33 protein-coding genes are annotated in these 26138 nt (G+C 39.5%); 3 read left to right on the forward strand and 30 right to left on the reverse strand.

All coding sequences use genetic code 11. From position 1 onward, the window contains the following. Positions 1-12: 12 nt before the first annotated feature. The 9 genes from accB to spoIIIAA all read right to left on the reverse strand — a co-directional run bounded on the left by accB (position 13) and on the right by spoIIIAA (position 5972). Positions 13-528, reverse strand: coding sequence for an acetyl-CoA carboxylase biotin carboxyl carrier protein (gene accB / locus BANVL01_RS20125; RefSeq protein WP_066089692.1), 516 nt, complete (start codon positions 526-528; stop codon positions 13-15). 317 nt (positions 529-845) lie between these two features. Then, positions 846-1397, reverse strand: coding sequence for a SpoIIIAH-like family protein (locus BANVL01_RS20130; protein WP_066089694.1), 552 nt, complete (start codon positions 1395-1397; stop codon positions 846-848). Between the two features lie 15 nt (positions 1398-1412). Next, positions 1413-2063: a stage III sporulation protein AG gene (gene spoIIIAG, locus BANVL01_RS20135; protein WP_066089697.1), complete on the reverse strand. Its 651-nt coding sequence runs from the start codon at positions 2061-2063 to the stop codon at positions 1413-1415. After that, positions 2056-2685 carry a stage III sporulation protein AF gene (spoIIIAF, locus tag BANVL01_RS20140; RefSeq protein ID WP_066089700.1) on the reverse strand — a complete coding sequence of 210 codons (630 nt, stop codon included), beginning with the start codon at positions 2683-2685 and terminating at the stop codon, positions 2056-2058. Before spoIIIAF ends, spoIIIAG begins: the two co-directional genes overlap by 8 nt. A 13-nt stretch (positions 2686-2698) precedes the next feature. Further along, positions 2699-3898 carry a stage III sporulation protein AE gene (gene spoIIIAE / locus BANVL01_RS20145; protein WP_066089703.1) on the reverse strand — a complete coding sequence of 400 codons (1200 nt, stop codon included), beginning with the start codon at positions 3896-3898 and terminating at the stop codon, positions 2699-2701. A gap of 13 nt (positions 3899-3911) precedes the next feature. Further along, on the reverse strand, positions 3912-4301 hold the full coding sequence (gene spoIIIAD / locus BANVL01_RS20150; protein ID WP_172800905.1) for a stage III sporulation protein AD: 390 nt from the start codon (positions 4299-4301) through the stop codon (positions 3912-3914). 16 nt (positions 4302-4317) lie between these two features. Further along, entirely contained in the window at positions 4318-4521 is a 204-nt protein-coding gene (gene spoIIIAC / locus BANVL01_RS20155) for a stage III sporulation protein AC (RefSeq protein WP_007084610.1), read from the reverse strand. An 11-nt stretch (positions 4522-4532) separates the two neighbouring features. Further along, on the reverse strand, positions 4533-5048 hold the full coding sequence (gene spoIIIAB / locus BANVL01_RS20160; RefSeq protein WP_066089708.1) for a stage III sporulation protein SpoIIIAB: 516 nt from the start codon (positions 5046-5048) through the stop codon (positions 4533-4535). Beyond that, positions 5049-5972 carry a stage III sporulation protein AA gene (gene spoIIIAA, locus BANVL01_RS20165; RefSeq protein ID WP_066089714.1) on the reverse strand — a complete coding sequence of 308 codons (924 nt, stop codon included), beginning with the start codon at positions 5970-5972 and terminating at the stop codon, positions 5049-5051. Positions 5973-6186: 214 nt separating this feature from the next. On the opposite strand from spoIIIAA, the gene BANVL01_RS20170 reads away from it, so the two are divergent. After that, positions 6187-6861 carry an SIMPL domain-containing protein gene (locus tag BANVL01_RS20170; protein ID WP_066089717.1) on the forward strand — a complete coding sequence of 225 codons (675 nt, stop codon included), beginning with the start codon at positions 6187-6189 and terminating at the stop codon, positions 6859-6861. Positions 6862-6901: 40 nt separating this feature from the next. Here BANVL01_RS20170 and BANVL01_RS20175 read toward each other — a convergent pair whose 3' ends face one another. The 16 genes from BANVL01_RS20175 to BANVL01_RS20245 form a co-directional block, all read right to left on the reverse strand. Beyond that, positions 6902-7411 (reverse strand): TlpA family protein disulfide reductase, encoded by a 510-nt coding sequence (locus BANVL01_RS20175; protein WP_066089720.1) that lies wholly within the window; start codon positions 7409-7411, stop codon positions 6902-6904. Between the two features lie 47 nt (positions 7412-7458). Further along, positions 7459-7590, reverse strand: a complete 132-nt coding sequence (locus BANVL01_RS26930) for a CcmD family protein (protein ID WP_082805081.1) — start codon at positions 7588-7590, stop codon at positions 7459-7461. A gap of 12 nt (positions 7591-7602) precedes the next feature. After that, positions 7603-8364, reverse strand: coding sequence for a cytochrome c biogenesis protein (locus tag BANVL01_RS20180; protein ID WP_082805082.1), 762 nt, complete (start codon positions 8362-8364; stop codon positions 7603-7605). Between the two features lie 3 nt (positions 8365-8367). Next, positions 8368-9048 (reverse strand): heme exporter protein CcmB, encoded by a 681-nt coding sequence (locus tag BANVL01_RS20185; protein ID WP_066089723.1) that lies wholly within the window; start codon positions 9046-9048, stop codon positions 8368-8370. Further along, the gene (locus tag BANVL01_RS20190; protein ID WP_066089725.1) at positions 9045-9749 is read right to left on the reverse strand and encodes an ABC transporter ATP-binding protein; all 705 of its coding nucleotides are present in this window, start codon (positions 9747-9749) and stop codon (positions 9045-9047) included. The genes BANVL01_RS20185 and BANVL01_RS20190 overlap by 4 nt, the downstream gene beginning before the upstream one ends. 22 nt (positions 9750-9771) lie before the next feature. Next, positions 9772-10767 (reverse strand): hypothetical protein, encoded by a 996-nt coding sequence (locus BANVL01_RS20195; protein ID WP_066089728.1) that lies wholly within the window; start codon positions 10765-10767, stop codon positions 9772-9774. After that, positions 10764-11138 carry a hypothetical protein gene (locus BANVL01_RS20200; RefSeq protein ID WP_066089731.1) on the reverse strand — a complete coding sequence of 125 codons (375 nt, stop codon included), beginning with the start codon at positions 11136-11138 and terminating at the stop codon, positions 10764-10766. Before BANVL01_RS20200 ends, BANVL01_RS20195 begins: the two co-directional genes overlap by 4 nt. 12 nt (positions 11139-11150) lie before the next feature. After that, positions 11151-11657 carry a cytochrome c-type biogenesis protein CcmH gene (locus BANVL01_RS20205; protein ID WP_066089734.1) on the reverse strand — a complete coding sequence of 169 codons (507 nt, stop codon included), beginning with the start codon at positions 11655-11657 and terminating at the stop codon, positions 11151-11153. 1 nt (position 11658) lies between these two features. Beyond that, positions 11659-13641: a heme lyase CcmF/NrfE family subunit gene (locus BANVL01_RS20210; protein ID WP_066089736.1), complete on the reverse strand. Its 1983-nt coding sequence runs from the start codon at positions 13639-13641 to the stop codon at positions 11659-11661. A 25-nt stretch (positions 13642-13666) separates the two neighbouring features. Beyond that, complete coding sequence (locus BANVL01_RS20215) at positions 13667-14119, reverse strand: cytochrome c maturation protein CcmE (protein WP_066089741.1); 453 nt, start codon at positions 14117-14119, stop codon at positions 13667-13669. A gap of 13 nt (positions 14120-14132) precedes the next feature. Further along, entirely contained in the window at positions 14133-15191 is a 1059-nt protein-coding gene (locus BANVL01_RS20220) for a hypothetical protein (RefSeq protein WP_066089743.1), read from the reverse strand. A 222-nt stretch (positions 15192-15413) separates the two neighbouring features. Next, on the reverse strand, positions 15414-16097 hold the full coding sequence (locus BANVL01_RS20225; protein WP_066089746.1) for a c-type cytochrome: 684 nt from the start codon (positions 16095-16097) through the stop codon (positions 15414-15416). 9 nt (positions 16098-16106) lie between these two features. Then, on the reverse strand, positions 16107-16556 hold the full coding sequence (locus tag BANVL01_RS20230) for a PCYCGC motif-containing (lipo)protein (RefSeq protein WP_066089749.1): 450 nt from the start codon (positions 16554-16556) through the stop codon (positions 16107-16109). A 185-nt stretch (positions 16557-16741) separates the two neighbouring features. Further along, the gene (gene efp / locus BANVL01_RS20235; RefSeq protein WP_066089753.1) at positions 16742-17299 is read right to left on the reverse strand and encodes an elongation factor P; all 558 of its coding nucleotides are present in this window, start codon (positions 17297-17299) and stop codon (positions 16742-16744) included. Between the two features lie 21 nt (positions 17300-17320). After that, positions 17321-18382, reverse strand: a complete 1062-nt coding sequence (locus tag BANVL01_RS20240; protein WP_066089756.1) for a M24 family metallopeptidase — start codon at positions 18380-18382, stop codon at positions 17321-17323. Positions 18383-18459: 77 nt separating this feature from the next. Next, the gene (locus BANVL01_RS20245; RefSeq protein WP_066089760.1) at positions 18460-18957 is read right to left on the reverse strand and encodes a YqhR family membrane protein; all 498 of its coding nucleotides are present in this window, start codon (positions 18955-18957) and stop codon (positions 18460-18462) included. A 283-nt stretch (positions 18958-19240) separates the two neighbouring features. Here BANVL01_RS20245 and BANVL01_RS20250 point away from each other — a divergent pair, with 283 nt between their 5' ends. After that, a complete protein-coding gene (locus BANVL01_RS20250) occupies positions 19241-20185 on the forward strand; it encodes a DUF1385 domain-containing protein (protein ID WP_066089763.1) in 945 nt (314 codons plus the stop codon). Positions 20186-20242: 57 nt separating this feature from the next. Then, complete coding sequence (locus BANVL01_RS20255; RefSeq protein WP_342342319.1) at positions 20243-20635, forward strand: SA1362 family protein; 393 nt, start codon at positions 20243-20245, stop codon at positions 20633-20635. Positions 20636-20649: 14 nt separating this feature from the next. Here the strand turns inward: BANVL01_RS20255 and BANVL01_RS20260 are convergent, their stop codons facing one another. From BANVL01_RS20260 to BANVL01_RS20280, 5 genes are all read right to left on the reverse strand, one after another. Then, positions 20650-21534 carry a patatin-like phospholipase family protein gene (locus BANVL01_RS20260; protein WP_066089769.1) on the reverse strand — a complete coding sequence of 295 codons (885 nt, stop codon included), beginning with the start codon at positions 21532-21534 and terminating at the stop codon, positions 20650-20652. Positions 21535-21690: 156 nt separating this feature from the next. Continuing rightward, positions 21691-24105 carry a heavy metal translocating P-type ATPase gene (locus BANVL01_RS20265; RefSeq protein WP_066089772.1) on the reverse strand — a complete coding sequence of 805 codons (2415 nt, stop codon included), beginning with the start codon at positions 24103-24105 and terminating at the stop codon, positions 21691-21693. An 82-nt stretch (positions 24106-24187) separates the two neighbouring features. Further along, complete coding sequence (copZ, locus tag BANVL01_RS20270) at positions 24188-24394, reverse strand: copper chaperone CopZ (protein WP_066089774.1); 207 nt, start codon at positions 24392-24394, stop codon at positions 24188-24190. Positions 24395-24499: 105 nt separating this feature from the next. Further along, entirely contained in the window at positions 24500-25234 is a 735-nt protein-coding gene (locus BANVL01_RS20275) for an urease accessory protein UreH domain-containing protein (protein WP_066089776.1), read from the reverse strand. Positions 25235-25408: 174 nt separating this feature from the next. Continuing rightward, on the reverse strand, positions 25409-25858 hold the full coding sequence (locus BANVL01_RS20280; protein ID WP_066089779.1) for a C40 family peptidase: 450 nt from the start codon (positions 25856-25858) through the stop codon (positions 25409-25411). Positions 25859-26138: the final 280 nt, after the last annotated feature.

Consider the following 26138-nt stretch of genomic DNA (forward strand, 5'->3'; position numbering starts at 1 on the left):
ACCGCTCCTAACTTAAGGCTTTACTAAAAATAATGGCTGTCCGTATTCAACTAATTGGCCATTTTTTGCAAGGACTTCCACAATTTCTCCAGTTACTTCTGCTTCAATTTCATTAAATAATTTCATCGCTTCGACAATACACACAATGGAATCCTTCGTTACATGTGACCCTGCTTTCACATATGCATCTGCATCCGGAGTCGGAGAGGCATAGAAAGTTCCTACCATTGGTGAAGTAATCTTGTGTAGATTTTCTGTATCCGCTTCAGTGGTTGTTTCAACCTTTGGAGCTTCCTGCTTTACTTCCACTGCAGGCGCAGTTGGAGTAACAGCTGCAACCGGGATTGTTTGAACGGCAGCCGGTGCTGCTGAAGCAGCTGCTTGAATAACTGGCTGAACAGTCGTTACTGTTGCTGGACCATTCTTCTTCATCTTGATTTTAGAACCGTCATTCTCATATACAAATTCATCAATACTCGACTGGTCAACCAATTTAATCAATTCACGAATTTCTTGTACTTTTAACATTATGTAACACCCCTCGTACGACTTTAATAAAATGCTTTTAACTTTGAATACTGGCTAGCTCAGCACCCAGTGGCTAGTGACTTCGCTAAACGGGTGCTTCCGCTTTTCTTATGACTTACTACTAATACTATAATATAATACTAAGTAAAAGTTCAATAATCTTAATCGGATTTCTCACTTTGCCCCATGCTTCTATCTTAATATTTTTTATTAAAAAAGGGAATTTTTACTGTAGATATCAATACAAAACACTATTTTTCCCTATTAAAAAATAAATAAACGTAAAAAAGGAAGCGAGGCTTCCCTTTTTTAACGGTTTATTTTGAAGGCTGATATTCTACTGCAACATAGTTCGTTTCATCAATTTCTTTTTTCACTTCGAGCATAATTTTATTTGCTTCCGTTACTGATGGCTTCTTCTTGGCTTTAACTGTAACGATAACTTTCGGCCCGTCGGCTCTAACTAGTACATCATCATAGCCCATCGTTTTAATAAAATGTTCAAGCAATTCTTCCTTTGCCGCTGTTTCAGTTAACTTATTCATTTGATCTTTTACCTTACTTATTTCTTCCGCGGAAAGATTGGTGGAAGCAAGTTGGGTAGTTAAGTCCTGTCTCTGTTCGCTCCGCATGTCTTCAAGGTCCATTTTAAGTTCTTCAAACTGAGCATCGCCCGCTACAGAAGATATGACAGATTTGCCATCCTTGGCTTCGGTTTTTGTTTTACCCTGATTTTGATCTTTAGCCTTTTGTTGGACGGCTGTCAGTTCATTCGTCTTTTGCTCAGGAGAGGTAATATAATAAACCGTCAGCACAACTACTAAACTTAACATTGTCAATAACCAAACTGTTTGTTTTTTTAAAAGCATGAAGAAATCCCCCTTTTATTTTTTAGGCATAACAGCCACTCTGTGGCTCGGCACTCCTAAAACTCTCGTAACTGCTTCCCTTATCCATTTTTTTACCTCGATATTTTCAACACCCTTGGCAACGACCAATACGCCGCGAATCTCTGGTTTTTTTGTTTCGACTACAATTGGAACCTCTTTTTCTCCTTCACGGATTATCACCAGTTGTTCATCCGTTGAGGAATCCTGAACTTTCCGCTGCCCGCCGTCACGATCTACCTCATCCGTTGTTTGGGATTTTGTTACCCGATTTTTTTCCAGTACCTTTTTATCTGTTGAATCAATGTTCACAACGACGGTAACATCATTTACTCCTAACATTTCCTGAAGTGCCTTCTTTAGTTGATTCTCATATTTTTCTTCATAATCAGCTATCGACTTATTGCCTGAACCCTTATTCAGGCCAAATGCTGCTACATCCTCGGACTCTGTTTTCCCACTGGTTGCAGCAGGAACCGCAGCAGGATTTGTGTCATTTTTGAACACAATATTGCCTACAAACATAAACGCGGCGCCAATACAAAGGACAAGGATCATATACTGGTATTTACCGGGTTTCTTCTCGCCATTTTCATCAGGTTTGAGTATTTTTTTGAGCCATGATAATGGTCCTTGATTGTTATCCATTTTTCTTTTTGATCCCCCCCTCAATCGAAACCTCAACTGACTCTTCTGATACATTCCATTTTTTCGAAAGAAATGCGGCTATTTGTTCTGTTTCTTCTGTTGATCCTTTGGATGGAAGAGGTGTTCCTGTGTTAATTTCGATTTGTTTAATCACTTCGACTGTCTTCACGCCAGTTTTTGGCTGCTTCAGAAGAACCACAACCTTTTGGAGGTTTTCAGGAAATGCTTTGTCGCTTTCTTCGTTAATGGCTAGGTCAATTGTTTCTATCTCCAATCCGTATTGGTCCATCAACTCCTTTTTAACGTCCTTTTTCAGCTGGACAGCCATGTCTTTTAAAATATATGCACTCTGGGATGCTTGTATTTCTTTTTTCTTCAAATCTATTAAATTTTCCATATTTTTTTCCCCGGGTGCTTGATACGTTGGAATGGCTGCAAAGGCTGATTCAAAATCCTTGGAAATCAATTTAAGGATTGGGGTTAAGATAATGGCGATTAAGAGCAGTCCTGTAACCATTTTCGTATATTTCTGCATACTCGAATTTGGAAGCAGCATATCAATGACTGTAGCTAACAGGATAAACAGAATAATATTCGTTACCCACTCTTTCAAAAACTCCATTTTCGGGGCCCTCCTATCTCATCATCATCGTCAAATTTCCGGCCGCTACAATAACCGTAATACTTAAAAAGAACATCAGTGAGACAATCGCTAGTGCGGCAAAAACATAAATCACACTCTTGCTGATAATATCCAAACAAGTAATGATTGGCCCGCCGCCTAATGGCTGCAGGATAGCGGCCGCAAATTTATAGATAAAGGCAATCATCAAAATTTTAATCGCAGGGAATGCAACGATGATTAGCAGAATGGCTACCCCGGCAATCCCAACCGTATTTTTTAACAGAACAGATGCGGTAACGACTGTATCGGTAGCATCGGTAAACATTCTGCCGATGACCGGAATAAAGTTTCCGGTAACGAATTTCGCTGTCCTGATGGTCACGCCATCCGTTACGGCGGCGGAAGCCCCCTGGACAGAGATAACACCTAGAAATACTGTTAAGAACAGCCCCATTAACCCGATGCTCCAGTTTCTTAGCAAGGCTGCTAGCTGCGAAACTTTATATTGTTCTGACATTGTACTGACAATACTAAGCAAGGTAGCTAGAAAGAGGAGCGGGAGAATAATATACTGCATAAATAACCCGCTCATATTCATTAAAAATAATATGACTGGATGGAAGAAAGCCGCGGAGACAATTCCTCCGGAAGCCGCTATTAACGCCAGCAGTAACGGCACAAGCGCAAGCACAAAGGAAATCATCGTCCCGATAGCTTCATTCGTGTAATCGATAGCGATATGAAAACTATTAAGGGCAAGAATCACCAGCACCATATAGACGATCGAATAAGCAACCTTGCTGATTGCGCTTTTCTCGAAAGCATTTTGCATCGATTGCAGGAACATACTAAAAATCGTTAGCATGATCAACGAACCCAGTAATTTACCATTCGCAACAAACTCATGGAAAGCAAACTTTAAAACTCCCTGCCCCCATTGTTTAAAGGAGAATTTTTTATCGCCTTTTACAAAATCATACAAGCTTCCTTTTTGGCTTTCCGGGAGAAAGCCGCCATATTTATTGGTGATATCTTCCCAGAATTGTTTAAGTTCCGCCAAGTCCAAGGCTTTAAGCTGTGTATCTACTAATTCCTGCGGTGAAAGCGGGTTAGAGGTGTCTTTAGATTCTTCGGCAGCTTGGACACTAGGAATCAATAAAAAAAAGAATACAAGAATGATGATAGGAATAAACTGCAGCCTCTGCTTCAATTTTTACACCCCATTAGCTCGGAATTAGTTTGATAATGGTTTCAATTAGAACGGTTAGAATGGGTATCGCCATGGCGAGAATGATTATTTTTCCTGCTAATTCAATTTTTGAGGCGATGGCTCCTTGGCCGGCATCCTTGGTTATTTGGGTCGCAAATTCGGCGATATAGGCAATCCCAATAATTTTGAGAATCGTTTCAACATAAACCATATTCACCTTGGCATTCACTGCTAATTTTTCGAGCATATGAATGATTTCAAAAATCTTATCCACTAAAAACAGAAAAATGACACAGCCGACAAAAACAACCAAAAGGAAGGCGAAATTTGGTTTTTGCTCTTTAATAATTAAAGCAAGAAAGGTTGCTATAAGAGCGACACCGACTATTTTAATGATTTCAATAGCAGAGCCCTCCTTTCTATTGAAACAAGAATACAGATTTTATTTTTTGAAAGAGGTCGTCCACAATCGAGGCCACCTGAAACAAAATATAGATAAATCCAAACAAGGTGACCCACTGTGCGTATTCCTTTTTACCCACTTGATCAAGAACAGTATGCAAAAAAGCAACCACTATGCCAACACCGGCAATTTTAAAAATAATATCTACTTCTAAACCCATTGCTTTTCCCCCTAAAATAATAAAATAATCAGTAATAATCCTGATAAGAAGCCCAGGCTCTTTACCATCTTTTCATATTTTGCCTGCCGGTCGATGGCATCCGATTCTTCTCTTTCAAGATGTGTCAGCGTCAGCATAATATGTTTTTGCTGGGAAAAGCGATCATGGCGGCCAAGGGTTTCCCCAAATTGCTTCATAATTTCAAATTCTCCCTGCTTTAATGCTGTGGACTTCCAAACCTCTTTTAAACTAGTTTCCCAAGCATCCTTCACCGTTGTTTCTGTGTCTGTCAGTTTCTTTCCAAAGGCTTCAAAAAACAGGGAAAGAGGTTTTGAAAGCTGTGCAGCTAATCTCCTGGCAGCCTCATGCAACGGTGTGTGACTATACATGATTTCCGCCTCTAGTGATTGTAGTGCCGATCTTAACGCCCTTAGCTGCTTAGGCCGGTCACTAAAATTTCGGGCTGCCTCAAACCCAGTCCAAGTCGTCGCAACAATTATGATGATCGCTCCTATTAACTTAATCATTCATGTCACTCTCACTTTTTGTTTCATTTCATTTCCACTTGCATCAAGTATATGTGTAATCGTTCCGGGCCCAGCAGCGCGGCTCAGAATGACAAAGCGCTCAAAAATTTGTTGGTCAATAATGGCTCGTAGGGATGGCCGATTCCGTATTTCTTCGATGCTCGTCCCATGTGTCGTGGTGATTAGTTTGATACCGGCATGGACCGCCTCTTGAATGGCCTCAGCGTCTTCTATACGGCCAATTTCATCGGCAATCAGGACATCCGGGCTCATCGAGCGAATCATCATCATCATTCCTTCAGCCTTTGGACAGGCATCTAAGACATCAAGCCGATGGCCAAAGGTTAATTGCGGTACGCCATTTACACAACCAGCGATTTCACTCCGCTCATCTACGATACCTACTTTACGAGCCTGAAAGCCTTTTGCCCTGTTCCCGGAGGAAATGATTCTTGCAATATCTCGTAACAAGGTTGTTTTCCCTGTTTGCGGTGGTCCAATGACCATCGTATGCATCCAATTCCTTTGATAAAGATAGGGAATTAGTGGTTCAGCTATCCCCACCTTTTCCCTGGCAATCCTTATGTTAAAAGAGGAGATATCCCGAATTGCCTTGACCCTTCCCTCTTCAAGGATCACCTTACCAGCGAGACCAATCCGATGTCCCCCGGAAACGGTAATATATCCTCGTTTGAGCTCTTCCTCAAGTGTATATATTGAGAAGTGGCTTATTTTATTCATTAAATGAACAGCATCTTCGGGTTGAATAAGATAGGATAAAAATCTTGGTTCTCCCTTAAGCGTCATTTCTACAGGCCGGTTAATGCGAATGCGGATTTCCTCTAATTCTTCTTTTTCATTAGGAGGGATTTGGCTGATTAGCTCGGCAATTTTTTTGGGTAAGAAGTTTAGTATTGTTTCCACGAAGGTTTCCTCCTTGTCTCTCATTATTTAAAATGTATGCCTGCTTGGACGCATTATGACTTTCAAATCTGTTCATTCTTTCAAAAATTATCATTCGATTCTATTTTCTTAAGCCTTTTACTAGACAAAATAGAAGAATTCTTACAAAGGAACATTTACTGGAGGTTTGCCGTATTTTATAGAAAGCTCGAAGTGTAAAGGAGGAGAAGTATATTTGTATAATTACCAGCCGCCAATAAGGAATGGGCTTCTAGGCAAAGGACAATCATTGATTAAGGTAACCGGGGACGGAGAACTGGCAGTCCAACCTGACACTGCCTCTGTCAATCTAGGGGTTATCACTGAAAATAAGGAACTAATAACGGCCCAGCAGCAAAATTCTCAAGAGTCAACGAAGGTTATCAATTCCCTGCTATCACTTGGCATCCCCCATAGTCATGTGCAAACATTCGATTACCGGATTGAATCCGATTATGATTATGAGCAGGGAAAACAAATTTTTCGGGGCTATAAAATCACTCATATCTTACAGGTGAAAATAGAAGATTTATCGATAATAGGAAAAGTGGTGGACACTGGGGTCGAAAACGGAGTAAATTATGTCTCAAATATCCAGTTTAAAGTGAAAAACAAGGATTCTTATTACCATCAGGCTCTTACCTTGGCAATAAACAATGCGATTGAAAAGGCGAAAACAATTGCAGCTGCATTAAATGTGACACTAGTTCAGACTCCTAGTTTGATCATCGAAGGAGGAGCCGTTGCCCAGCCCTTTTATCATCAACCGGAAACACTTGTTAAAGGGATAAGCTCCACCCAATTTGAGCCGGGACAAATACTGGTAAAGGCAAGTATAGTAGCGGAATTCCACTATCTTCCAACGCATTAAAAAAGGATTGAACCATAGCAGGTTCAATCCTTTTTTTGCATTAGTTATCATATTTCTTTGCCCATTTATACAATTCCATTTCCGTAATAACTCCATTGTAGTGCTCTCGAATGACTCCCTGTTTATCAATAACAAATGTCTCAGGCTGCCCGGTAACATTGTACAATTTAGAAACCTTCGCATTGTAATCAAATAAATAGTTCATTCCAGCTTTATTGTTGTCGGTAACTTTTTTAATCTTATCCATTGTCTCACCGCGGTTAATCATAAGGAGGTTATATTGATCACCATACTCTTTTTGGAAAGCCTCGAGCTCTGGAAGTTCTTCCTTACACGGGGCACACCATGATGCAAAATAATTCAAAATAACTACTTTCCCCTTAAAATCAGTGAGCTTCGTGGTACTTCCATCTAAATTTGGCAGCTCGAATTGGTATGCCTTATCACCGACATCTGTATGTTTTCCTTTTGTTACCATACTATAACCAAAAAAGCCGAACATACCTACAATCAGAATAAATACGAGTAATTTGATAACTCGCTGGTTCATCATATTTCCTCCTGACACCGATAAAATCAACAGGCAAAACCAACCTGTTATTTTTCAAGCTGTTTTAAAAACTCAATTTCCTTCTGAAGCTTGCTGTGTTTTTTACCAATAATGAACATATAACCAAAAATGACAACCCAAGCAACGGAATACGCTCCAAACATATATTCATAATTCATGATTAATTCCTCCTATTGTTCTAATTCTTCTCTTAATTTTTCTTTATAGCGTTCGACTTTCAATTTCATCTTCTCAAAGGAAACGCCCTTTTGAAGCAGGTAAGCATAAAGAATCGTGAACGCTGTAATCGTGACTAGCAATGCCACAAGCATACTGCTTTCAATCCCGCCGCCTTGTTGGGAAGGTCCGTCACCAAAGACAATTGGGTGGAACTTTGTCTGCCACCAGCGAATGGCAAAGAATACAATTGGAACGTCAGCAAAACCGATGATGCCAAAGACAGCGGAAAGCCGAGCCTTTTTATCCCAAACACCATCCATTTGGCGAATCATAATGTAAGCAATGTAGATAAAGAAAAGGATTAGTGTCGTAATGAGACGCGGCTCCCAAACCCACCAGGTATTCCAAGCTGACCTTGCCCAAATTGGTCCAGTTGTTAAAACAATGATCGTAAAGACCACACCAATTTCTGCTGAAACATAGGCATAAGTGTCAAAGATTCGCTTGCGCTTGATTAAGAACAAAATACTGAACACAAATGTTACGAAAAACGCCATGAAAGCAAGCCATGCAGAGCTGACATGGAAATAAAAGATTTTTTGCGCGGCATGCATCGTTGATTCTTCCGCCGCAAAGATAAAGATAAAATATAGAGATACCAGCATGGAAATGACTGTACCACCAAACAGAATTTTTGATAGATTCGCTGATTTCACACTAGTCAACGGTGTTCCAGGGAGCATCGCTTTCTCTCGTTCGAGATTCATACTCATCACTTAAACCTCCAGCACATAATCGATTAATAAGAAACAAACAACAAAGAAGATAACATCATACGCTGTAACCAATTGAATCCAGGCAATCGCACTCGAAAGTTTTTCGACATTCGTTAAAATGATTTTCGTTGCCTGGACAACACCGATTAGGATTGGCGTTGTGATTGGAAAAAGCAGCAGTGGCAGCAGCATTTCACTGCTCTTAGAGTTAGCAGCTAAGGCCGCTAAGAACGTCCCAATGGCGATAAATCCAAAACTGCCTAAGAAAACTACTAAAATAAAATAGGGTACGCTGCCAAGAAACTTGAAATCAAATAGTAAGAATAAAAACGGAATAGAAACGAGTTCAACTACAAGCATCATCGCGAAATTAGCTAAGAATTTTCCTAAGTAAATGCTCGCAGCCTCCATGGGTGCAACCAACAGCCCTTGCATCGTCTCGTTTCGCTGCTCGGAAATAAACGAGCGGTTCAAACCTAAGATTCCAGCAAATACGATAATGACCCAAATGACTCCCGGAATGACAGCCTTTGTTGTGTTATTAGCTGGATCAAAGGCAAAGCTGAAAACCACAATAACAAGTCCTGCAAAAATAATTTGTGTAGTTAAGATTTGTTTTGTTTTTAACTCAGAATATAAATCTTTTTTAGCAAGTAATAGCGCTGTGCGGAATAGGTTCATGATACACCCTCCACTTGGAGCTCATATTTTTCAGAAACAAAACCTAAGTTACGATTTTCAATCTTGAAATCATCGACAATTTTGCCGTTTTTTACAATGATAATCCGGTCGCAGATTTCCGCTGCTTGTTTGAAATCATGGGTAACCATTAAGGTTGTCGCACCTTTTTCCTTCATGGAAAGAATCACATTATTGAGAATGGAAATAGCACCCTGATCCAAACCGGTATGTGGTTCATCGAGCAGCAAAATCTCCGGATCATGGATAATCGCACGGGCGATGGCAATCCGCTGAATCATGCCTCGAGAGAAATTCTTCACTGGTTCATTTAGAAAGAATGATAACCCAACTTCCTTTACAAGCTCAATCGCTCTTTGCTCTACATCATCGACACCGTATATATTTCCAAAAAAAACAAGGTTCTCTAACGGCGAGTAATGATCATATAGCAAGCTGGAATGGGGTAAATAACCTAATAGTTTTTTGATTTCAAGATGATTTTTTTTCAAATCCAAGCTATTAATCTTAATTAGGCCTGATGTCGGCTTAATCAGGGTTGCCAGAACCTTAAGCAGTGTACTTTTACCGGCACCGTTTGGTCCTAATATCGCAACGGTCTCCCCTTTTTTGATGGAGAGGTCAACACCACGTAAGATTAGCTTATTATCAGCTTGCTTCGTCAGTTTTTTTATTTCAATCATAAGAGTCACTCCTAACAAGCTGTTATTCGATATAATTACGTAAACTTAACTTAACCTGGACTAAATGCTGTTTATAGGCAGCTAGTTTGGCTTGGTACTCTGCTTCGGAAAGCTTCCCATCACCGAAGGTTTCTTCCAGTTCGATAATCTTATCCATTATCGCCTTCTGCTTCGCCATTAACTGCTTAAAGGCCTTCTCTTCCTTGTCAGCCCCAAGTCGTTCCTCTTCTAATCTTGCTTTCCGTCTAAAGTAGGCAAAATAGGATATCCCCGCGATCACAATGGCTCCGATTATAATCAAAAAAACGTGTGGGTTAAAACGATGTAATGGTGACTGCGCCCACATTCTTAGATGGCCGGGATTATGGAATGCTGGTGCCGTATGGGTAACAGCACTATTTGCCCCATTTTCACTTGTTGTTTGCTTCTGTTCGGTATCCTTCTTAGCAGGCTGTACGTCTTTGTTGTAAACAAGTGAAAATGGCGAGTTCGCTTGAATATCTTCTATGGTGTAAATCCAAAAGTTCTTACCATCCATATTTAGCAGCTCTGGACTAACGGCTTGAATCCCGCTCATTTCAAGACTGCCCTTCCCTTCTTCAACAAGGAAGATTAACGATTTTACCGTATAATCAAAGGATAAATTGATGTCCTTCCCTTTTTCTATTCTATAGCTGTAGGGAAGCTCAATCCTTTGATCTCCCGGAATGGGAGTAGTGGTAATAAAGCCTGTATCAACTTGCTTAGAAGCAATTTTATTTTCTGAAAAATCTAGATCCTTTGCTCCTTTAGGGAGGGTTACATTTAAAACGGCCTCACTTTTTCCATCACCTTTATATTCATCAGCTGCTGTGTTTAAATAGAAGCCCCTATTATTCAAATAGGTCGAGCCATCTTCGGAAGGTCCAACAACGATATACTGCATATCAATTATGATTTTGGAATCAGATGCTGCCAATCCGTTTAACGGTATTAGCAGCATAAGCCCAAGGAGGAGAACGGTGAATTTCTTGATCACTTTCCTTCCCCCTTTTTACTTTGATAGCTTTTCATCTGCGCTTCTATTTCTTTTTCCACTTCGGCCATTAATTCTTGGTCCACTGGTTTATCCGTTAATTGCTCTTCTTCCTTCATAATGCTGGCCACTTCTGATTCATATTGTTTCTTTAAATTTTTGTAATCGGCGTGTGAGATTTTATCCATTTTGTACTCAAACTCTATTTCATTCAGAGTGGTCAAAAGCGCTTCTTTCGTCGACGCTAAATCTTGATTTTTAGTACTAACATGTAAATAGGTATCCCACTTAAATAACGGTGACAATATTAGAAACAAACAGACAAGCGCCAGCGCGGCTGTAAAAATCATTGAAATGATTGTGATATCATGCATTTTGCTCACATCCTAAAGATACTTTTTGCGTTCCTCATCGATCATGGAAGAAAGGATTTCCCCTTCTACTTCATCCTCAGTGTTCTCATATTCAGTGACTACTTCTTCTTCTGCTCCTCGTTTCTTCACCCATTTACGAATGATGATAAACAAAGCCGCTGCAGCTGCTCCGAGTACTACAAATGGAAGAACCCAAGCCATTAAGCTAAAACCGCTTTTCTCTGGAGAAGTCAATATTTCTTCACCATAAATATTGACATAGTATTTACGGATTTTATCCTTATCCCAGCCCTTGTTCATCATCTCGACAAGGTCTTTTTTGAACTCGGTTGTAAGATTACACGTATTGGGATCACATTCGTAATGATCTTGTCCGCAGCCGCATGTACAGGCGAATTGGGAAGCGACGGCTTTAAATTCGGCAGATTTATAGTTTATTTGACTGGCCTCCACCTGTAATATTGATCCTTGAAAGATAAACGCAATGAGGAGGAGCCCTATATAAATTTTGTTTTTCATATTAAGACACCTCACTACGTACTCCTGTGTATCTTGGAGTGACATTCCCATATTTTCCGTTCCAAACCGCGAACAAGGCACCAATGACAATCATGAACGAACCAAACCATAACCAGTTCATCATTGGATTAACCTTGACGACAAAGGTTGCTTTGCCATCATCTTCCCAGGCACTTAATACAATATATAAGTCTTCCTTAAGTGAAGAAATGATCGCTACTTCGGAAGAAGGCTGTTCCCAGTTGCCATAAAACACTTTTTCCGGCTGGTAGGAACCAAGTTTTTTACCATTTTTGAAAACCGTAATATCTGCATAAACAATATCGTTGATACCTTCTCTTTTTTGATCAAGACGCTCGTAATTGAGTCGGTAATCTTTTATTTCAATCGATTGTCCTAAACTAACAGTCTTCATCGTCTCTAAGTTATAGTTTTGTGAGCCGATGATCCCCATAGTAATGAACGCGATGCCAAGGTGGACGATGTATCCTCCATACCTGCGGCGATTTCGTATCATCAATCGGTACAATGCAACAAAAGGTGTTTCTTTCGTCATTTTCCTTCTGGCTTTGACACCACGATAAAACTCTAAGTAGTGGGTGATTAATAATAGAATGATAACCCCGTAGCCAATGACTGCCCATGCTTTTTGGATACCTAACACAACCATGAGGATCATCCCAAGAACAGCAAGGATTGCAGGCATCATGAAGTTTTTCCTCAAATTTTTTACCGTTGACCGCTGCCAGGCAAGCATTGGACAAACCGCCATCACAAACATCATTGATAAGAGAATCGGTGCCTCTACCTTATTAAAGAACGGCAGCCCTACTGTTACCTTCGTTCCGCGGACAGCTTCAGATACTAGCGGGAAAATCGTTCCCCAGAAGACAGCAAATGCGGCACCAACTAATAATAGATTGTTAACTAAGAAGCTGCTTTCTTTAGAGACAAACGATTGGAATTCACCAGCGCTTCGTTTAAGCATATTGTAACGGCTCATTAACACATATAATGCTAGGATTACGGCTACAGCCATAAAGATTAAGAAGTATAATCCTAGATTTGAATTGGCAAACGCATGAACAGATGTTAGAACGCCGCTTCGTACTAGGAATGTTCCAAAGAGTGTCAATGCGTAAGAAACGATGATTAAGCTGATATTCCATATTTTCAGCATGTTTTTCCGTTCTTGAATCATCACAGAATGTAAGAAGGCAGTAGCCGTTAACCATGGCATAAACGACGCATTTTCAACTGGATCCCATGCCCAGTAGCCGCCCCAGCCAAGCTCTACATATGCCCACTGGCCGCCAAAAATATTTCCAAGACTTAAAAACAACCAGGCAATAATTGTCCAGCGTCTCGTCGCTTTTATCCAGAAGTCATCGACATTTTTCAAGATTAGGGCTGCCATTGCAAAAGCGAATGGAATGGCAAGGCCGACATAACCTAGGTACAGTGTTACTGGATGAATAATCATTCCAGGGTTTTGGAGCATAGGATTTAGACCTTTCCCTTCGATTGGAACAGTATCTAATAGAAGGAAAGGTTTTGCTACAAACCCCAGGATAAAGTAGAAGAAAACCGCGTTAGCCAAAAGAATAGCTGAAATATACGGAACCATTGGGTTTCCTTTCATCTTCCTGGAAAAGACAATCATTATCATGTAAAGCGTTAAGAAGAATGTCCACAATAGCAAGGAACCAGCGTTACCTGCCCAAAGGGCTGTTAATTTATAAATGATTGGCAGCTCACTGCTGGTATAATCATGAACGTATTCGTATTGAAATTGCGATGTTGCTAAGAGGTAGAACAAGGAAAGCATCGCAAGGGCCGCACAGACAAATAATGCAATTAAACCGCCTTTGCCGCTGTTTACAAACTTCTGATTTTTAGTACTAATTCCCAATGTGATTATGAGGAGTGAATAAATTGCAATGGCTAATCCGATATAAATAGTTGCGTTAGCAAATAAAAACATTTCATCACCTTCTTAAGTTTGCCTGTTATTTTTCTTTCGGTGGTTGATTTAACTTATCTTTATGTGTTTCAGGATCATAGTCCTTAATATCATTTCCTTCGTATTTGGAAGGACATCTTGTTTTCACTGACTCAGCTTCAAAAGTATCTTTCTTTGTCGGAGATCCTTGAAGAATAGTGATGACACCTTCAGAGAAGTTATCTGGTTTTGGTCCGTTATGAATAACATGCATGATTTGACCTTCGTTATTTTTTACATCAAATTTCAACTCAATTTTGTCGGGATTCCATTTAATCGAGTCTTCCATTAATAACCCTTCTACAGTTACAAAGTCATCTTTATGCTGATCTTGGGTTGCGAGCAGCTCTTTCATTGTCAACTCCACCCCACTCGAACCTGGTGTTGCCGCCATCAGTAAGAACACAATGGCTCCAGCAATAATAAAACCGCCAAGCATGACAAGCGTATTTTTTTTCATCCTTCTCACCTCATTAGATTAATTTCTTCATTTCTTCTTCGTACATTTCTTGGTCGATCTTTCCGGTTAAGAGTTTCTTACGGAGTTCCTTTTTTTCCTCAGCATTGGCAGCTTTGTTATCTCTTTTTTCAGTTGGTTTCTTTGGCTGTTGTTTGTTATGTTTTGAACCCTTTGCTGCTGTATGAGTTGACTGTGTGTTACCTTTCATTCCTAGGTAAACGAAGAGACCAGCAATAATAATCGCTATTCCAATAATCGATGCACCGCCAACTCCGATAATTGGACGTTTTGAGTTGTCGTTTCCGCCATTTAGAACTTGATCTGTTGCAGTCCCATTTACTCCTGTATGGTTTTCATCATTTGGCGGCTGTGCCTTGTTTATTGCTTCCATTGTTGATTCCGTGCCATCTTTCTTGTATGCGAAGGTATAGTTCATGTTTTCTCCGGCTTTTACATTTTTGTATTGGTAATAATAGAGCTCTTCTCCATATTCATTTTTGGAATTGTTTGGCGCTTTCGGTTCTAACTGGATCTCCTTGGCGTTCATTGGCGCATAAAAAACAACATCAAGCAGATCAATATCGGCATTGTTGACGAGTTGATATGTAAAGCTCTTTTTGTCCTTTACATCAATTGTTTTTGTGTAATATTCGATAACAAATTTGTAAGCCTCGTTATTTTTGATTGGTTTTGCGGGTTTCCAGCTAATGATTCCCTTTTCCTTATTGACATCAAACGGACGCTGTACTTCTGGTTTATTTTCCTCTGGAAATTCTGCCACTAAAGCAGCCTCAAAGCCCTTATCACCCGCGGGAACTGAAATTTCAATTTTGCCATCATAATCTTGGCCGCTTTTGTTTGTAATCGTTCCGTACTGACCGACTAGTAACGAAGGAACATCTTTGGATTCCCAATCCTCAGGGTAATCAAACTCTGGCATGACTTGAACCTGCATTTCCTTCATCGGAAATTTTTCTGCCTGGAAAGCTGTTTCAGCACTTGCCTTTGGTAGGATAAAATTAGAGACAAATGATGCAGTAACGAATAATGCCAACCACTTTTTCTTACACATGTTAATCCTCCTTGATATGGAAAACTCATCACTAGGGAGCATTATTTTCCACTATAGTCCTCTTTGAAATAAATATAATCTTTATCCAACCCTAATTGTTGAGACACTCTTGAACATTTTGTTAAAGGATGAAAAACGTTCCCTTTTCGTCAAAAAACCACCACAAAATTGACACAATTAAGATAAGCAGAACAAAAAAACCCCGAGTCCATTTGAATGGGCTCAAGGTTTAAGGTAATCGTTAGGCACTTCTTTATTTTCTTTTATTGAACGTATATAACTAATGATATCCGAAATATCTTGCTTTTTTAACTGGCGCACACCTTCAAGGCCCTTTAATGACGGACCCATCTTTGTTTCTTCGCGGCCATAAGCGGTGGTAATCCAGATTTGCTTATCTGTTGTATATTTTAAATATTGCGGATTAGAAAGAGCTGTACCCATTTTAATTTTGCCAGCTCCTGCCTCACCATGACAGTTTAGACAATAGACATTGTATTGTTTCAACCCACGATCTGGATCACCGGAAACTGTTTTTGGCACATTAAAATCAAGCTCTTTTGTTTGCCAATTTCTCATGAACGCTGTAAGGTTCACCAAATCCTTTTCCGACAATCTTGGGCCGTAAGCAGGCATTGCAGTACCTTCCCTGCCATATTTCACGTAATTATATAGGTCTTTATCGGAAACAATACTTAAAAAACGCTGATTATTAATGGCTGTCCCCGCATTTGACCCTTCACCTTTTCCGGTTTCACCGTGACAGACAAGACAATTTTTGATATAAATCTTTTCTCCTGAAGCAATGGCTTTTGAATTCTTGCTGTCAAAAATACCACTATTGCCAATGCCAAAAATAACCCCAATAATAATCAAAACATAACTTCCGATTAATATTTTTTTCATGGCTTATACCTACTTTGGTTCAGGTGTTGGTGTTGGATCTCCGTAATTTTCATATTTCTTCGTGATTAAATCATGAATTTTCTTAGGGCTTTTACCGTCAAGATGCATATCTACTGCATCCCTGGCTATATCTACACAGGTGTCACATGATATTCCGTGCGAATCCCATTCTGTTACTGCATTTTCTCCACCAACTTGCTTAACAAAACAATCAAGATTACTCTTATGACCCTCTACACTACAACCACAATAGCAAGGGACAGATGCTATGACTTCAGGATACGTTGCTGCCATTACGTATGTTTCTTGAACTTTTTCTGAAGAACTTAAAACATAATCAGGTAATGACTTATGCTTTTTATCAAGTGCCCATTTTTCTTTATCGAGTTTGGAACCGCAGCCTGCAACTATCAGGGCTACTGTAAAACAGAAAAATAAAAGAGTCGTAATTCGTTTCATTGTTTGTATCACCTCTTTCTATTCATTTATACAATATAATCTTATCAAAAAGCTATTGGATAAATAGTCGCTAATTCTTACTATTTAGTGAAGTTTTCAAGATATTAAAAGGTAAAATAATATATTCCTTTAAAATGAAAAAAAGGCCTTTCTCCAATATTTCGGAGCTAGACCTTTTAAACTAATTACGCACGTGAAACGTAAGCTGCTTCTGTTGTATTAATGATTAACTTGTCACCTTGGTTGATAAAGAAAGGAACTTGAACATGAAGTCCTGTTTCAAGGGTAGCAGACTTTGTTCCGCCGGAAGATGTGTCCCCTTTAATTCCCGGTTCTGTTTCCGTTACTTCTAAAACAACCGTGTTTGGTAATTCTACTCCAAGGGTTTCATAATTAAACATCATAATGTGGACTTCCATATTTTCTTTTAAAAACTTTAGTTCATATTCAATGTTCGCAGCTGGAAGTTCTACCTGTTCGTAGGATTCCATATCCATAAACACATGTTGATCGCCGCTGGCATACAAATATTGCATTTTGCGGTTATCAATTTGTGCCTTTTCCACCTTCTCGCCAGCACGGAAGGTTTTTTCTTGAATCGCTCCATTACGAAGATTACGCAGCTTAGAGCGAACAAACGCTGCTCCCTTACCAGGCTTAACGTGTTGGAAATCTAAAACGCGCCATAGGCCGCCATCCACTTCAATTGTTAAACCTGTTTTAAAATCGTTAACAGAAATCATCTTAAAATCCTCCTAAATTCATTACAATATAATTAGTTCTTTTGTGGAATGAGTAAGGGCTTGGTTCCCATCCTCGGTTAATAGAGCATCATCCTCAATCCGAACGCCACCTAGTCCCGGAATGTAGATACCTGGTTCACACGTTACCACCATTCCAGTTTCTAAAATGACTTCAGATTTCAGCGAAAGACTTGGGCCTTCGTGGACCTCAAGTCCAATCCCATGTCCTGTTGAATGCCCAAAGTATTCTCCATAACCCTTTTCTGTTATGTAGTCTCTTGTCAACGCGTCTGCTTCCTTACCCGTCATCCCAGGTTTGATTCCAGCCATACCTGCTAGCTGCGCTTCAAGAACAATCTCATAAATTTCTTTCAGCTTCCCGTCCGGCTCACCAACAGCAACTGTCCGTGTAATATCAGAGACATACCCATTATAGTAGGCACCATAATCCATTGTTACGAAATCGCCGGCTTCGATTACTTTATCACTGGCAACACCATGCGGAAGTGCTGAGCGGTGCCCGGAAGCAACAATCGTATCAAAGGATGAGGAAGTCGCACCAGCCTTTCTCATAAAGAACTCCAATTCATTCGATACCTCTAATTCCGTTTTCCCAGGACGAACAAAATCCAAGATATGTTTAAAAGCCGCATCGGCAATATCCGCTGCTACCTTTAATATCTTAATCTCTGCATCGGTCTTTATCAAGCGTAATTTTTCAATGACACCTATGATTGGAACAAGTTCAGCTTCCACTTCTTTGTCATATAATTTAAAAGAGGAGCATGTTAAGTAATCCTCTTCAAAACCAAGTTTCTGAATCCCTAAATTTTTTGCAAGACGCGCGACTTCTTCGGGAATGGAACTAGAAAATTTTACAATTTCATATTCGTGGCATTGCTTTGTAGCTTGTTCAATATAACGGAAATCGGTAATAAACAGTGCCTTGTCTGCACTAATTAATACGACACCGGCAGAGCCAGTAAAGTTGGATATGTAGCGGCGGTTAAATGGGCTTGTGATCAGAATTCCATCAATTCCATGGTTTGAAAAATTCGATCTCAGTCTTTCAATTTTTTCCAATCGTCTCCACTCTCCTTTTCTAATCCATGTGGACAAAAATATTTTATCACAACCTAACAATTCCGACTAATCCGAACTTAGGTTGAAGCCTCTTTCTCTTGTACATTATTAATTTGATACTCATAATTAATGGAATAACCAATGAAAATTCCATATAGGATATATAAGCAAATTGAGGTTATGATTGTATCCATGTTTAAATCGTTAAACGGTTTTATCCCGGGAAAAAGAGGATTTAGAATAAAAAATACCAATAAGAACAAAACGATTCCATAGCCAATACCGAACCAAAATCCTTTGAATTTTTTTAGACCTGCAAAATAAATAAAGGCAGCGACAACAGAAAATGCACCCAGTAAAATAATGGAGATCACAGTGCCCAGCCACCCATTTTTCCAATCTCCTAGAGCCCATGGTTCAAGTATGACATTTGGACGAATTTCTGTAAAATTAAAATAGTAGGCAAAAAAGCCAACCGTTCCCCAAAAAATCCCTCCAAATAAACCGGTCCAAAATACCATAGCCAAAAAAGACATCGCTTTTGGATAATTTACGCTTTCCTGTTCATTTACCATTGTAACATCCTCCGTTTACTTCAAGTTTTTGGGATTGAACTTATCAAACAAGGTGTTTTTTCAAGTATCACAATAAAAATGGAAAATCTATACTAAATTCGATAATATTATGCCCTTAGAATGTTAATCCTTACATGTAAAAATATTTTTTCTGATTTTATATGGAAATATTATGTCATCCTAGAGGTTTTTTCATTTTTCTAGTAGAATAAAAGTAAGTACAAACAGATTTTTTTCATTTCTGCTATTGTGCAACTTTTGATATAGGTTGGTGTTAAACTACATGTCCAATTCTCAAAAACCTGTTTATGGCGGCCAAGCGGTCGTTGAAGGAGTCATGTTTGGCGGGAAACATCATTATGTGACCGCAGTTCGCAGAAAAGATCGCTCTGTTGAATACTTTCATTTACCGCGGAAAGCAAATCCAGCTTTAACTAGCTTAAAAAAAATCCCGTTTCTTCGTGGAATCATTGCGATTATTGAAGCAAGTGCCAATGGATCAAAACATTTAAACTTTTCGACTGAAAGGTTTGATGTCGACCCAAAAGAAGATGATACAATAAAGGAAAAAGAAGTCTCTAAGTTGACAATGTACTTAGGAGTTGCTGCGATAGGAGTGATTTCCTTCTTATTTGGAAAATTTGCCTTTACATTAGTCCCTGTTTTCCTTGCAGTGCTAACGAAACCAATATTTCCATCGGATTTTGCACAGGTTTTAGTGGAGGGGTTTTTTAAGCTTGTACTGCTCCTATGTTATATCTATTTTGTCTCGCTTACCCCGCTCATAAAAAGAGTGTTTCAATACCATGGTGCTGAGCATAAAGTAATTAACACCTTTGAATCAGGGGTTGAGCTGACGGTTGAAAATGTGCAGGCCCATTCCCGACTGCATTTTCGCTGCGGCAGCAGTTTCATCCTATTTACTGTCATCGTTGGTGTTTTTGTCTATATGCTGGTTCCTACGACACCGCTCTGGTTAAGGGTTGTCGATCGTCTTCTTCTAATACCTGTTGTACTAGGAATTTCTTTTGAAGTCCTTCAGGTTACTAACAAGCTGAGAGATATTCCCGTGTTGAAGTATTTTGGCTATCCCGGACTTTGGCTCCAGTTGTTAACGACAAAAGAGCCAAATAATGACCAAGTAGAAGTAGCAATTCTTTCCTTTAATGAATTGCTTAGACGAGAAAAGGTAACTGAGTACGAATTAGAAAATAAAGAAATTGTCTAAATCTTAGATTTCAAGTGTTTAAAAGCTAGTAAAAATGCTTAAGATGCTCTTAGGGAGGTGGCTTTTTTGAAAAATCGGACATCCGTTATTATTGTCGGGGGACTAATCATTCTAGCCTTACTTGGTCTATTTAGTTCATTTACAGCTGATCCTGCCGGTTTCCTACAGAAAATAGCTGTCATTGCCATAATCGGTCTGCTCATTTATTTCCTTGTTCGGAAGTTTTCATCTTCAAGCCCACAAAAAAGAGAGCAGCGAGCATTTCTTAAAGCAGCAAAAAAGTCAAAAAAGCGATTGCAGCAAAAGAGCGGGGACTCTTCAGCAAAGACCTCTTCTCTTGGAACGTTAACAACATTAAAAAAGACCAATAAGACAAAAAAGAAATCTCCTGCACACCTAACCGTTATCGACGGGAAAAAGGGGAAAAAGAAAAATCGAGCGTCGTTATAGACGTTCGATTTTTTTTAATAACTCCAATTATTTAAAAACTTTTTTGCATGTTCTCGGCCTATTTCAAATAATTCCCGCTTTTTCTCTTCGGTTAAATTAAATTCGGTTAGCGAAACTCCTTCAGCCGTAATAAAAATAATATTTTCCACATGCTTTTTGGAAATATATCTTTGATCATGGGCATCCTTCATCGTCTCAAATAAGGCGCCAAATAATTGAATACCGTTTTTTATTTTATGTTTTTCATGTTCATATTCACTTGGACTAAGTTTGATACCAAGTACCGGTCTGATCTTTTTTACATTATCCTTATCAAAAAGCCACATCGGAAAATTACTAAGTACTCCCCCATCCACGATTACGCTCATTCCATCCAGTGAACGCAATTTAACTGGTTCAAAAAAATAAGGAATACTGCAGCTCATTCGGATCGCTTTTGCGATTGAGAACGAACCTGGTGGTATCCCGTATTTTTCTAAATCATCTGGCAAAACAATCATTTGTCCCTTCGATAGGTCTGAGGCAATCACCCTAAGGGCATGTGGAGGAAGATCGGAGAATGTTCTTAACCCCTTTGCTTCCAGCTTCTCTTTCATCCATTTTTCAAGCTCATTTCCTTTATAGAGTCCTAATCTCCAGTATACGAGCAGCCACTTAGCAATCGGAAAGGGAATGATCGATTTACGGGTATCAAGCATTTTGGGCAGATCAAACTCATTCACCAATTGATAAATCTCTTTACTCGTATAACCAGCCGCGATTAAGGCGGCTACGATTGACCCTGCACTTGTTCCTGCGACTCTTGCAAACTGAAATCCCCTGTTTTCAATTTCTTCATAGGCACCAACGAGTGTAAATCCTCTAATTCCGCCTCCTGAAAAAACACCGTCTATTTTCATGGCAGTCACTCCTAAAGATGAACTCATTGTTACATCTTTAATCGGCTCCTCGTGAAAATAGTACATTAGACAAGAATAAAATTTTTGGTCATTATTTGTTCCTATTTTGTCTACAAAATGTTCAGCATAGTAATTCCATTCATCGGATAGACTTTTTTAGAGTTTCACTTTTTGTAAACGCAAGGCATTTAGAACCACTGAAACGGAGCTGAAGGCCATCGCAGCACCAGCAAGCCATGGCGCAAGGAACCCTAGCGCAGCAATGGGAATGCCAAGCGAATTATAAGCCAGCGCCCAGAATAAATTTTGTTTAATATTGGTAATCGTCTTTTTACTCATGAAAATCGCGTCAGCAATACTATTTAAATCGCCGCGAATCAGCGTGATATCGGCTGCTTCCATTGCAACATCTGTACCCGTACCAATCGCCATTCCAATGTCAGCAATCGCAAGTGCCGGGGCATCATTAATTCCATCTCCGACCATGGCTACAATATAACCCTGCGCCTGTAATTTTTTGACTTCTTCCGCCTTCCCCTCTGGAAGAACTTCGGCAATTACATGATCAATTCCAGCTTGAGCAGCGATTGCTCCCGCGGTCTGCTGATTATCACCCGTAATCATGATGACATCAAGTCCCATTTTCTTTAGGCGGCTAATGGCTGTTTTGGAAGTTTCTTTGATCGTGTCGGCTACAGCTACAGTACCGGCATATTGACCGTCAACAGCAGCAAGCATCGCTGTTTTTCCTACTTTCTCCAATTCCTCCATCTTAACTAGGGCATCAACAATTTCAACTTTATTTTGATTCATTAGCTTTCTCGTACCAACTAAGATTTGTTTTCCGTCTACGATAGCTTTAATACCAAAGCCTGGAACAGCCTCAAATTCAGTGACTTCTTTTAATGGAATCCCTTTGTCTTTAATACCTTGAACAATCGCTTGTGCGAGTGGATGTTCTGATTGCTTTTCAGCTGACCCTACTAATGCTAAAAATTCTTCCTGAGCAAACGAGCCTTTCGGGAGAACATCCGTTAAAACCGGTGTTCCATTAGTTACCGTACCTGTTTTATCCAATATAACTGTGGCTACTCGATGGGTCATTTCCAGATGTTCTCCACCCTTAAAGAGGATTCCATATTCAGCCGCACGACCGGAACCAGCCATAATCGAGGTTGGTGTTGCCAATCCCAATGCACAAGGACATGCGATAACTAGAACCGCTATCATTTTTTCTAATGCATCTGCAAAATCTCCGGGAGCAACCCAAACATACCAGATGATAAAAGTAATCACCGCAATGGCTACAACTATCGGCACAAATACTCCGGAAATTCTATCGGCGAGCCGTTGAATCGGAGCTTTTGAACCTTGTGCCTCTTCCACCACTTTAATGATTTGCGCTAGCGCCGTATCCCTGCCAACTTTTGTCGCTTCAGCTTTTAAGAAGCCATTTTTGTTAAGTGTAGCACCGATTACCTCATCGCCCATTTTTTTATCCACTGGGACACTTTCCCCGGTTAGCATGGACTCATCAATGGCTGATTGACCTTTAATAATGATTCCGTCTACTGGAATCTTCTCACCGGGCTTAATATGGAGGATATCCCCAACCACAACTTCTTCAATTGGGATTTCCATTTCAATACCATTACGTTCAATTATCGCCGTCTTCGCTTGAAGACCCATTAATTTCTTAATGGCTTCCGAGGAACGCCCTTTTGCTTTTGCTTCAAAAAGCTTTCCTAAGATAATTAATGTAATAAGGACAGCACTTGTCTCAAAATATAGATCTACGCTATGAGCACTATCTGCAAGCGACATAATTGATAAATATAGACTATAAAAATAGGCAGCCGATGTACCTAAGGCAACGAGTACATCCATATTGGCACCTTTGTTTTTAATCGCCTTATACGCAGATACGTAAAACTGACCTCCAATGATGAATTGAACTGGTGTAGCCAAAATTAACTGGAACCAAGGGTTCATAAATATTTTTGGTACATAAATAAACGAGGTAAACGAAAAGTGGCCAACCATGGCCCATAAAAGTGGCAATGACAATATCGCAGAAAAGATAAATTTTTTCGTTTGCTTAGCAATTTCTTTTTGGCGATGGTCGCTCGTTTCTTTCGAGTCTTCTTTTATTTGGGCTTTATAGCCAAGGGATTCAACTTTTTTTATTACATCATTATTCGTAAGCATTGAGCCGTTAAACTCAACTGTTGCTTTTTCAAGCGCCAAATTTACATTAGCCTTAACGACACCATCTAACTTATTCAAGCCCTTTTCTATTCTTGTTGCACATGCGGCACAAGTCATTCCGGTGATATCAAACTCTGCCTTCTCCATTACAACATCGTATCCTAAATCTCTGATTTTCTTTTCAATATCATCAACATTTATCTGTGATGGATCATATTTTATTGCGGATTTCTCCAAGGCAAGGTTAACATTTGCTGACTCTACACCAGCTAGTTTATTTAGACCCTTTTCAATTCTTGTCGCACATGCGGCACAGGTCATCCCCGATATTTGCAGATTCGTCTCTTTTAAGCTTTGACTCATAAAAGCCAACTCCTTATACCCCATATAGGTATATATTTTCGCGAAAAGAACGTGCTAATTGTTAGCACGTCTTTTCACTTTATTATTTTACGTCGTAACCTTGATCATCAATGGTTTCTTTAATTTCATCCAATGAAACCTTTTGCTGGTTATATTCCACATCAACTGTAGCTGCTTTTAAGTTTACCTTTACAGAACCAACACCATTTAGTGCTCCTACGCTTCCTTCTACTGCTTTCACACAATGATCACAAGACATTCCTTGAACGTTTAGTGTTACTTTTTCCATCAATAATCTCTCCTTTTTATCAGCTTTTAATCAAGCATCGCTTAATTTTATTCTACTATACCCCCCTACCCTATGTAAAGGGGTTTTTCAACTTTCACAATTTGTTCATAATGACCAATAGGTTATGGTATCAAATATTCCTAATAGAAGTATTACTGCACCTGCTATCTGTTGAATAATGGTACCAACCCTTCTACCTTTTTTCATTAATGCACCGCTTCCGCCAAGGTACCAAATAAGGGAAATGACAATTAATAATGGTAAGGCGGTACCAACCGCAAAGATGGACGGGAGAATAACTCCATAGGAACTAGATAAGACGAGTGGCATTAAGGTGACAAAAAACAAAATAAACATAGTTGGACAAAAAGCAAGCGAAAAACTAAATCCCAGCATAAAAGAACCGAGTGAATGTCCATGCTTGTATTCCTTTGATCCCTTAAACAAGTTGAATGTCCCTGTTAATTTGATAAAGCCTAACAAATAAATACCAACGAGGATTAATAACGGACCCATCAGCTTGCGGATCCAAGGAAAATAGAGTATTAAGTTTTGTTCGAATCCCTTTCCCAGCAGCCACACTAGGCAGCCTAATATGGAGAAGGCAGCTACTTTTCCAAGTGTAAAATTGAAAACATCCTTCCACATGATTTTCTTTTGGATGGAACTGTTTCCATAAAGTGTGACAGCACTAATATTGCCAGTAAGCTGACACGGCGCAAGTGCGCCCACGAGTCCTAAAATAAACGCAAATAGAATCGGCCAGGATTCGAGACTATTGGCCAGCTCGAAAAAAGGCTTACTGATAAATGAACTGAATTGACTCATTAAACTGTACATTGGATCACCTTTTTATTTTTCCCTGTTTTTAATAAATTTCATTTGTCTTGTTAATATAATAGTAACCTGACGATATGAAGATAATATGTAGAGATTTCGACAATTTTGCGGTAGCTCCTCAGTTAATTATAAACAGAAAAAAACATCGGACTGGCCGATGTTCTCATCCATTGCTTATATACGTTTTGCGCCAATAAATTTTGGATTCCAGTAGCTGTTATTAGTATAGGTTATCATTACGCCTTTTGATGAGGAAGCCATAATCATCTTACCTGCTCCGATATACATCGCGACATGTGTTGGTTTACTTCCTTTATTTGGTGCGTAAAACAGTAAGTCTCCTGCTTGTATAGAACTTACACGATATCCTTTTGTATAGTACATGTCAGCAGCGGTTCGTGGCAATACTTTGCCAGCCTGACCGAATGAGTATTTTATTAGACCTGAGCAATCAAAACCCCTTGGTGTTATTCCGCCCCATTTATATGGAACACCGAGATTTGCTTTGGCAACTGAAATTGCTTTTGTATGATAATAAGCCGCTTCTGCTTTATCACCCGTAGTGGCGAACACTGAGCTAAGTCCAATTGTAATCGCAAGTGCTGTGATGAATTTTTTTAGCATAATGTTATCCCCCCTTGGCGTGATTTGATACTCACACTATACAAGAAAAGGATAACAACGGCGTCACAGTGGGATTACAATTTAGTTACAAAATTATTTTGATATAATTTATTAGAGCTGTGTATTCTTCTTAGTGAGTGATCGGACAGGAAGTTTTTCTTTTGGGCAACTTAAACAACTTCTTGGGGGCAAAACTCGCTGTCTCTATGCCTAAAATGTCTTTAATAACCCTCCTTTGGGTAGAAAAAGGGCAATTTTTATAATAAAGTTTGATCATTTT

This window comes from Neobacillus novalis NBRC 102450 (assembly GCF_001591805.1).
In the GTDB taxonomy this organism is placed as follows: Bacteria; Bacillota; Bacilli; order Bacillales; family Cytobacillaceae; genus Neobacillus; species Neobacillus novalis.

Coding starts and splice junctions, on each gene's coding strand:
- accB (WP_066089692.1), bottom strand. CDS start 528: ATGTTAAAAGTACAAGAAATTCGTGAATTGATTAAATTGGTTGACCAG.
- BANVL01_RS20130 (WP_066089694.1), bottom strand. CDS start 1,397: ATGCTTTTAAAAAAACAAACAGTTTGGTTATTGACAATGTTAAGTTTA.
- spoIIIAG (WP_066089697.1), bottom strand. CDS start 2,063: ATGGATAACAATCAAGGACCATTATCATGGCTCAAAAAAATACTCAAA.
- spoIIIAF (WP_066089700.1), bottom strand. CDS start 2,685: ATGGAGTTTTTGAAAGAGTGGGTAACGAATATTATTCTGTTTATCCTG.
- spoIIIAC (WP_007084610.1), bottom strand. CDS start 4,521: ATGGGTTTAGAAGTAGATATTATTTTTAAAATTGCCGGTGTTGGCATA.
- spoIIIAB (WP_066089708.1), bottom strand. CDS start 5,048: ATGATTAAGTTAATAGGAGCGATCATCATAATTGTTGCGACGACTTGG.
- BANVL01_RS20175 (WP_066089720.1), bottom strand. CDS start 7,411: ATGAACCAGCGAGTTATCAAATTACTCGTATTTATTCTGATTGTAGGT.
- BANVL01_RS26930 (WP_082805081.1), bottom strand. CDS start 7,590: ATGAATTATGAATATATGTTTGGAGCGTATTCCGTTGCTTGGGTTGTC.
- BANVL01_RS20180 (WP_082805082.1), bottom strand. CDS start 8,364: ATGAGTATGAATCTCGAACGAGAGAAAGCGATGCTCCCTGGAACACCG.
- BANVL01_RS20185 (WP_066089723.1), bottom strand. CDS start 9,048: ATGAACCTATTCCGCACAGCGCTATTACTTGCTAAAAAAGATTTATAT.
- BANVL01_RS20190 (WP_066089725.1), bottom strand. CDS start 9,749: ATGATTGAAATAAAAAAACTGACGAAGCAAGCTGATAATAAGCTAATC.
- BANVL01_RS20200 (WP_066089731.1), bottom strand. CDS start 11,138: ATGCATGATATCACAATCATTTCAATGATTTTTACAGCCGCGCTGGCG.
- BANVL01_RS20205 (WP_066089734.1), bottom strand. CDS start 11,657: ATGAAAAACAAAATTTATATAGGGCTCCTCCTCATTGCGTTTATCTTT.
- BANVL01_RS20210 (WP_066089736.1), bottom strand. CDS start 13,641: ATGTTTTTATTTGCTAACGCAACTATTTATATCGGATTAGCCATTGCA.
- BANVL01_RS20215 (WP_066089741.1), bottom strand. CDS start 14,119: ATGAAAAAAAATACGCTTGTCATGCTTGGCGGTTTTATTATTGCTGGA.
- BANVL01_RS20220 (WP_066089743.1), bottom strand. CDS start 15,191: ATGTGTAAGAAAAAGTGGTTGGCATTATTCGTTACTGCATCATTTGTC.
- BANVL01_RS20225 (WP_066089746.1), bottom strand. CDS start 16,097: ATGAAAAAAATATTAATCGGAAGTTATGTTTTGATTATTATTGGGGTT.
- BANVL01_RS20230 (WP_066089749.1), bottom strand. CDS start 16,556: ATGAAACGAATTACGACTCTTTTATTTTTCTGTTTTACAGTAGCCCTG.
- efp (WP_066089753.1), bottom strand. CDS start 17,299: ATGATTTCTGTTAACGATTTTAAAACAGGTTTAACAATTGAAGTGGAT.
- BANVL01_RS20245 (WP_066089760.1), bottom strand. CDS start 18,957: ATGGTAAATGAACAGGAAAGCGTAAATTATCCAAAAGCGATGTCTTTT.
- BANVL01_RS20250 (WP_066089763.1), top strand. CDS start 19,241: ATGTCCAATTCTCAAAAACCTGTTTATGGCGGCCAAGCGGTCGTTGAA.
- BANVL01_RS20260 (WP_066089769.1), bottom strand. CDS start 21,534: ATGAAAATAGACGGTGTTTTTTCAGGAGGCGGAATTAGAGGATTTACA.
- BANVL01_RS20265 (WP_066089772.1), bottom strand. CDS start 24,105: ATGAGTCAAAGCTTAAAAGAGACGAATCTGCAAATATCGGGGATGACC.
- copZ (WP_066089774.1), bottom strand. CDS start 24,394: ATGGAAAAAGTAACACTAAACGTTCAAGGAATGTCTTGTGATCATTGT.
- BANVL01_RS20275 (WP_066089776.1), bottom strand. CDS start 25,234: ATGTACAGTTTAATGAGTCAATTCAGTTCATTTATCAGTAAGCCTTTT.
- BANVL01_RS20280 (WP_066089779.1), bottom strand. CDS start 25,858: ATGCTAAAAAAATTCATCACAGCACTTGCGATTACAATTGGACTTAGC.